Below are 7131 nucleotides of genomic sequence, written 5' to 3'. Positions count from 1 at the left end.
GGCAATTTATGATGTAACTTCTTGTCACAACGGCTCAAGCCTTTCATAACCTTTTCTGTATCAGGCAGCAGTTAACAATTCAATGGCTTTATGGTTTTGAGACTACAATATTTATATAAATGAACAAATGTTCATTTCAACTCCAGACGTTTTATGCTTGTTAGCAATTTTACGAGCACGCAGTTTATATCTCCGTACATCGAAATATTCTTTGTCAAGATAGGGATTTCTATCAAGTTTGAGACGTGTGTGTCTCACGATCTTTGTATCTGAGAAGAGTTTTAGTTTGTTCTTTTTCGTAGAAAATACCCAGTTCCGGGTCCCTTCACTATGCCAGTATCTACTGGCTACCCAGGACTTGGATTTTTTGGGATGTCGACTTTTTGTCCATTTCCACAGCATATTCCAAACTGTATTGTCTAGTTTGCTGAATGTTTCTTTAGACACTACTGATTGATGATAGTTTGTCCAACCAGTAATAATGGGGTTAAGAGCACCAATAAGGTCTTCCTGTTTCCATGCCTTCCCTTTTTTAATAATGTCGCTTATTTTTTGTTTGACATTCTCAATAGACTTCCTGGAAGGCTTGATAAGTAGTTTCCCCTTGTATTTTCTGAAATTCCAACCTAGAAAGTCAAACCCCTGGTCTATATGAGTAATCAGTGTTTTCTCTTCTGACAGTTCCAGACCTCTTTCCTTCAGTAAAACTTCAATTAATTCTTTAACTTCCTTAGCAGTCTCCTCTGAATCAGCAGTTACGATAAAATCGTCCGCATACCGTGCGAAGTTCACCTTTTTCGGGTTATGGCCCTTCCAGATTTTCCCGGTATAGTACTTATCTGAAATTGCACGTTCAATCCCGTCCAAAGCCATGTTCGCGAGGACTGGCGAGATTATACCACCTTGTGGTGTGCCTGCTTTGGTAGGATTCAAATGATGTTTGTATACAAAACCTGCTTTAAGAAATTTCTTTAGAATCGATTGGTCCATCGGGATATTGTCCAGTAACCATTCATGATTGATATTATCGAAACAGCCTTTTATATCGCCTTCCAGTATCCATTGAGCAGAGTTTTTCTTGCTCAAGCAGATGAAAATTTGCTCACATGCATCCTGTGCACTTCTATATTTTCTGAAGCCAAAGGAAGCAATATCAGCTGAGGCTTCTGCAACAGGCCCCAATGCAAGAGCATATAATGCCTGCATGGCTCTGTCATACATGGTCGGGATACCTAAGGGTCGTTTCTTCTTTTTACCAACCTTCTCAATGAAAACTCTTTTCAAGGGTTTGGCTTTATAACTCTTGTCAGATAAATCAAGAGCAGCGTTCATTTTGGCTTTGGGTGTTATCCACTTTTCGCCATCAATTCCTGCTGTTCTTTTACCCTTATTCTGACATATCGTTCTCACTGCTAACAATTTTGCATAGAACGAATGGATTAATAAATACTGTAGTCTTTTTACTAAATGCCATTTTCCTTCTTTAACTGCTTTTGTAATTCTGGTTTGTAGCCTGTTAACATTTATAATGACCTTTTTCCAATCGATATCATTCCATTGGATTTTTAGTCTTATATCTGTAAGTTTCTCGCTTTTAAGCGTCGTTGAATTACTTACATTCACAAGTTTACCTCCGTTCATACAATGAAACACCTTTAGCAAGTCAGCACCCTTTCAGGTTGAGGCAAAGTTTGAACCTCTATCCAGTCCATTACAAACTGGCATTTGCTTTTTACCGTTTCCTCTACCCCCTGAACCATCGTCGCTCCTTGCGGAGTCCCTACCCGGATTATCGGGAGCTCATTGGGCTTACCAAGTTCCATATCTTGAATAATTTCGGATGCCTTAGAAGCCATCTGTAAGCCGAGAATCATCTGTCCATTCCCTATAACGTCAAAAGAGCCGTTATAGTCTGATTCTGTGCCTTTTGGCTCAAGCGTGTAAAGTCTGCTTTCGCTTGTCATGGTTCACGACTCTTACAATGGTTCAACTTTCGTTTCTTCATAGCATTCATTACCCTAGCAGATTGTCCGGATCAGACTTCCAGAGTTTTCCACATTGTCCTGTTGGCTCCACCCATTCCATTACTGATAATGAGTGTCACAGTAGGGTCGCTCCGAATGGAAGGAGTGGCATTTCTGCAATTCAGGATATGACTTTCTTGTCACAGCTTTTCATACCATGCAAAAGTCATTTTTGTCCCACAATTTGGACATTCCGGTGCCCACACATTTCTTTTTTTGGAAAAGTCCTCAAATGTTGTCTGATTTAAACTTCTCTGTAAATACCCAGAAAACAATTTTTTGATTCTGCGTCCATATGATCCATAATAGCGTATCATTTTAAAATTCCGATCTGGAATGTGCTGAATCAACGCTCTAATGAATTTCTTCACTTCCATTGTCACAAATATTTTCTTGTCCTCATGATCCTTATACCAAAAGGTAACCGATTTTCCATCATATTCGTATAATCTTGTATTTGCAACCGCTGGATGCCTGATATATCTGGCCACATATCGTGCTACATTTTGTTTATTAGTAATTCTGGATTCCTCAGGAAGATGTACATAAAATCCTTCAGGGTACTTCTTGAAAAGTTGATGGACCAGCATCGATATTTCCATATTTCCCGGAAATTCAGCTTTAAACCGAGTAAGTACTTGATATTGCCAAGTTTTTCGCATTCCTCTGAAAGAAATAAACTTTTGATGGATAAATCTTCCACGCTTGTCAAACCCACCTTCAGTTACGAGCACATGGAGATGCGGATTGAATCCCATATTTTTCGAAAATGGATGCAACACAACAATAGCACCTGCAAGCAATCGTCCATTCCGATTTTTATACGAAATTGTATCGTTAATTGCTTCAATTGCTGCATCTATTAAAACCTTTTGCAGAAAACGATTTTGCAATATGATAGGCCATAAAACATCGGAAATTGTTAAGACCGCATGTCGATGGGGAACATTGAACATTGCATTTTTAAGAGATTTTGCCCATTTATCTGTATGATTCTTACCACAATTCGAACAGATGCGACTATTACATCCAAAATAGATGGTTTGATGATATGTGAAGTAACCACGACTCTCATCCTTGCAGGATAGCATTTTGTTAACTTCAATAATTTCAACATCGCGAAGTTCGTCTTTATGCTCAAGGATGAACGCGTTCCAGTTATGATTATCCTCAAATATCATTCTGACTGAAAGAGGGCGGCAAGTTTTTATGTCTTGGTGAAATAATAATTCTTGCATGTGTTGTCAAACATGCATTAGCATTCCCTCATATTTGAGGGATTGCTTTTATACTCACCATTTAGGAGAAATATTCAAATTTATTTATTCGATATTTGATGAGAAATTTATACTTTATATACCAACAAAAATAAATGTTTCGACTGGAATTTCCAGTCGAAAAAAAGAGAGCTGTAGAACGATCAAGTTCTACAATTATTCTGGTTTTTCTTCACTTTCTTCTGAGGACTCATCTGTTGCTTCTTCTGAAGCTGTCTCTTCAACTACTTCTTCAGGTTCGCCGCCCAGCAATACCTTAATGGATTTACTACCGTATTCCTCGATTAAGGTATTGATCTGCCCGATATCTGTTGATATCTCCTCGCCTCTCATTGTTTTTCTGCGTCTCATTCCTTTTACAGGGGATTTGTAACCGACTCCGCCAGCGATCAATATCTTGCGTCTACGTTGACCGGGAAGTCCGCTGCGCATCGGGAAACCATCCTTATCGGTCCCGCCTGTGATCTTCAGGGTATATCCCGGGAGACCTACTGCATCTCCACCTACTGTATCCCCTATACTCTTATCTGTAAATTTGTTTGCCTGGCTGCCCGATATCTCTACCTGATGAGCTGATCCGGAATTTCTGTCTGAAACTGTGACTCTAAAATCTGCCATTCATTATCTCCTTTATGAAATTGATCTAAATGATAATATGTACTATCTTTGAATATAACGGACTTTACAAGCTATAAAGATATTTAAGATTATCGAGGTAAGGAAATAAATTACTGGATAAATTCCAAATAATACAATAAACATTAACAGATATTAGATTATCAGGATAATCATGAATCTGGACGCTCCTATCATTGGAATAGATATTGGCGGTGCAAACACAAAAATAGCATCTCTTGACACCCGGATAGCAGAACTACATTACATTCCTATGTGGAAGGATACAAGCCTGCCTCTAAAACTAAAAGAGATCGCACAAAGACTCTCCCCCTCAAAATCAGGAGTGGTAATGACAGGGGAATTGGCTGATTGTTTTTCAGATAAAGAAGAGGGCATCAGGTTTATAATGGATGCCGTAGATGCCGCTTTCCCAAATGCACTGTACCTTAACAACAAAGGAGAATTTATAAACGGTGATCGAGATATCAGGTCATTGGCCGCCGCCAACTGGACCGCTTCGGCCCTGGTGGCAGGAAAAGAAGAAGATTGTATCTTTGTCGATCTTGGCAGCACGACAACTGACCTGATCCCTGTAAAGAACGGAACATCTCTGGCCGGAGAGACCGATTTTAAGCGGCTCGGGCGGCATGAACTCCTGTACAGGGGAATACTGCGCACCAATATTGCAACACTGATGAGCATGATAAACCTTGGGCAAAATCAATACAGGGTCTCATCAGAATTATTTGCCCAGACCGCAGATGTGCACCTATTACTGGGGAATATCAAGCCAGAAGACTATACCTGCGATACACCGGATGGATATGGAAAAACAATAGCAGAAGCAGCACGGCGTTTGGCCAGGGTGGTTTGTGCTGACACTTCAGAACTTGACAATAAAGAAATTATGATCATGGCCAGCCAGATATATGAAAGGCAGAGGAACGAACTTGCAGAAGCAATGAACATACTTGCCTCAAAATACGGTATCAATAAAATCGTGGGTGCCGGTCTTGGAGAATTCTTAATAGAGGATGCTGCCCGGCACGCCAGACTTGCCTGCACATTATTATCAGACATTTACGGCACAGCAATTTCAAAGGTCTTCCCTGCTTATGCAGTAGCATATCTCCTAAATGAGGTTTAATCTTTTAATATCTTATTAATTGCATCCATATCCACATGTGTTAAGAAATGCCGGGCCAGCTTGTGGTATGGATCCTGGTAGTTTATTCCTGCCTTGATGTTGAGGTACGAGATCCCTCTCTTTGAATAAAGGAAATCCAGAAAAGCATCCCTGACATTCTCATTTTCGAACAGGCCGTGAAGATATGTCCCCCAGATCAATCCAGATCTATCAATACAACCATCATCAGAAAAAGCTGGTTTATCTTCATGCAGCCAGGTATCCCCCATATGTATTTCATAACCGGAAACATTTTGACCTGTAATCCTGCCCAGAATTGGACCGTCCCCGGTAACTTTTTTCCGGGTTTGGATGGTCTGCTTTTTATATTCACCAAAACTTGTGGATACATCCAGCAGTCCCAGACCATCAACTCCTGCAGCACTACCCCCTTCAATCCCACTATCAGTTATGGTTTTTCCCAACATCTGGTATCCGCCGCAAATCCCGATTATGGGAATGCCGGCTTTTACCAGTTCATATATCCTATGATAGGTCCCGCTTTCTTTAATAGCCTGGAGATCATCGATTGTATTCTTAGTTCCAGGTATGATCAAAGCATCCGGCTGTCCGATATCCTCATCCAGTTCCACATATCTGATATTTGAAAGTGGTTCAAGGGGTTCGAAATCTGTGAAATTCGAGATCCTGGGCAATCTTAAAATGGCAATGTCAACAAATCCATTATTAAATATATGCTTTTTATCTGCGATCGAGACCGAATCCTCGGAAGGAATGGATAAATCCGTATATGGAATAACACCCAACACATGTACTCCGGTTATCTCTTCCAGTTCTTTCAGTCCTGGTTCCAATATGGCTGGATCTCCCCTGAACTTATTGATGATTATGCCTTTGACCAGTTGCGCAATATCGTCAGGCAGCAGTTTAAGCGTCCCGTAGATGCTTGCGAACACACCGCCCCGTTCGATATCTCCAACAAGTATAATAGGGGGTTTTAGCAACCTTGCCGTACCGATATTTACAATATCCCTCTCATACAAGTTGATCTCAGCGGCCCCCCCGGCTCCTTCTATAATCACCATGTCATACTGTCCGGCCAATCGGTAGTAGGCAGATTCAACTACCTTAATCATATCGTCAATTGACTCATAATAATCACCTGCAGTTCGGTCTGCATAGGGTTTGCCCAGGATGATCACCTGGGATTGACGGTCTCCCTTTGGTTTTAGCAGTACAGGGTTCATGTCAGCAGTAGGCTCAATACCGCAAGCTTTTGCCTGGATGGCCTGAGCGATCCCGATCTCATCACCATTGGTAGTGATCCAGGAATTGAGACTCATGTTCTGGGCCTTAAAAGGAGCAACGTTAATCCCAGTTTCGGCAAAAATTCTGCAAAGAGCTGTAACAATTACACTTTTACCTACATGGGAGCCTGTACCCAATATCATCAATGGTTTTGCATACTTCATTTAATACCTCAGATTTCTTATAATGTATGACTTTATAGGCATCGCAAATATCCTGGCATTAGCATGGATTTTCTTGTTATTTCTATTCCTATTATAAATAAAATGTGTAGCCGGAAGCAAAAAAATAATAATACCGTGGAATTATGATCTCATAGGTTTGCTGATGTTGTATCTACTAATTGAAAAGTATATTGATATTTCATTCCCAGGCAAAGTTTATTGCAGATAAACAAACACGTAGACTTTTCCTTCGTGAATGAAGCCTGTAAAGACCTTTATTCGCAAAATCAGGGTCGACCTGTGAAAAACCTACCCGAAATCATGTTTCGTTCAGCCATAGTACAATTCCTCATGAACTATTCAGATAGACAAATGGAAGATGCTGCCAGATACAATCTGATCATAAAATGGTTCATTGGAATTTCCTTGGAGGATTCATTCTTGGACTGCACCCCAAAAAGTGGACACGTAGTTAAGAAACATTCTTAGCAAACTTCTACAGAAAGGGTGCAAATATGAAGGCAAGGAAAAAATTCAAACGCGAAGCAAAAATAACTATTCTTCGTGAACTTGAGAATGGAAAAAGTTCAGCA

General features: G+C 40.4%; 7 protein-coding genes. 2 read left to right on the top strand and 5 right to left on the bottom strand.

The genetic code is table 11. The annotated features are described in order from the left end of the window. Positions 1-111: 111 nt before the first annotated feature. From ltrA to IBX40_09575, 4 genes are all read right to left on the bottom strand, one after another. Complete coding sequence (ltrA, locus tag IBX40_09590) at positions 112-1641, bottom strand: group II intron reverse transcriptase/maturase (protein MBE0524567.1); 1530 nt, start codon at positions 1639-1641, stop codon at positions 112-114. A 14-nt stretch (positions 1642-1655) separates the two neighbouring features. Beyond that, entirely contained in the window at positions 1656-1964 is a 309-nt protein-coding gene (locus IBX40_09585; protein ID MBE0524566.1) for a hypothetical protein, read from the bottom strand. A gap of 200 nt (positions 1965-2164) precedes the next feature. After that, positions 2165-3262, bottom strand: a complete 1098-nt coding sequence (locus IBX40_09580; protein ID MBE0524565.1) for a transposase — start codon at positions 3260-3262, stop codon at positions 2165-2167. A 195-nt stretch (positions 3263-3457) separates the two neighbouring features. Next, positions 3458-3919 carry a 30S ribosomal protein S6e gene (locus IBX40_09575; protein MBE0524564.1) on the bottom strand — a complete coding sequence of 154 codons (462 nt, stop codon included), beginning with the start codon at positions 3917-3919 and terminating at the stop codon, positions 3458-3460. A gap of 172 nt (positions 3920-4091) precedes the next feature. On the opposite strand from IBX40_09575, the gene IBX40_09570 reads away from it, so the two are divergent. Beyond that, a complete protein-coding gene (locus IBX40_09570) occupies positions 4092-5066 on the top strand; it encodes a H4MPT-linked C1 transfer pathway protein (GenBank protein ID MBE0524563.1) in 975 nt (324 codons plus the stop codon). Here the strand turns inward: IBX40_09570 and IBX40_09565 are convergent. Further along, positions 5063-6538, bottom strand: a complete 1476-nt coding sequence (locus tag IBX40_09565) for a cobyric acid synthase (protein MBE0524562.1) — start codon at positions 6536-6538, stop codon at positions 5063-5065. The genes IBX40_09570 and IBX40_09565 overlap by 4 nt on opposite strands. 300 nt (positions 6539-6838) lie before the next feature. Here IBX40_09565 and IBX40_09560 point away from each other — a divergent pair, with 300 nt between their 5' ends. Beyond that, on the top strand, positions 6839-7027 hold the full coding sequence (locus IBX40_09560) for a transposase (protein ID MBE0524561.1): 189 nt from the start codon (positions 6839-6841) through the stop codon (positions 7025-7027). The last annotated feature ends 104 nt before the right edge of the window (positions 7028-7131 follow it).

Source organism: Methanosarcinales archaeon (genome assembly GCA_014859725.1).
Lineage (GTDB): Archaea > Halobacteriota > Methanosarcinia > Methanosarcinales > Methanocomedenaceae > Kmv04.
The sequence above is the reverse complement of the archived record's forward strand: the minus strand, read 5'-3'. Positions and strand labels throughout refer to the sequence as shown.

Bases quoted from the DNA above. Each gene is read 5' to 3' on its own strand.
- ltrA (MBE0524567.1), bottom strand. From the start codon at position 1,641: ATGAACGGAGGTAAACTTGTGAATGTAAGTAATTCAACGACGCTTAAA.
- IBX40_09585 (MBE0524566.1), bottom strand. From the start codon at position 1,964: ATGACAAGCGAAAGCAGACTTTACACGCTTGAGCCAAAAGGCACAGAA.
- IBX40_09580 (MBE0524565.1), bottom strand. From the start codon at position 3,262: ATGCAAGAATTATTATTTCACCAAGACATAAAAACTTGCCGCCCTCTT.
- IBX40_09575 (MBE0524564.1), bottom strand. From the start codon at position 3,919: ATGGCAGATTTTAGAGTCACAGTTTCAGACAGAAATTCCGGATCAGCT.
- IBX40_09570 (MBE0524563.1), top strand. From the start codon at position 4,092: ATGAATCTGGACGCTCCTATCATTGGAATAGATATTGGCGGTGCAAAC.
- IBX40_09565 (MBE0524562.1), bottom strand. From the start codon at position 6,538: ATGAAGTATGCAAAACCATTGATGATATTGGGTACAGGCTCCCATGTA.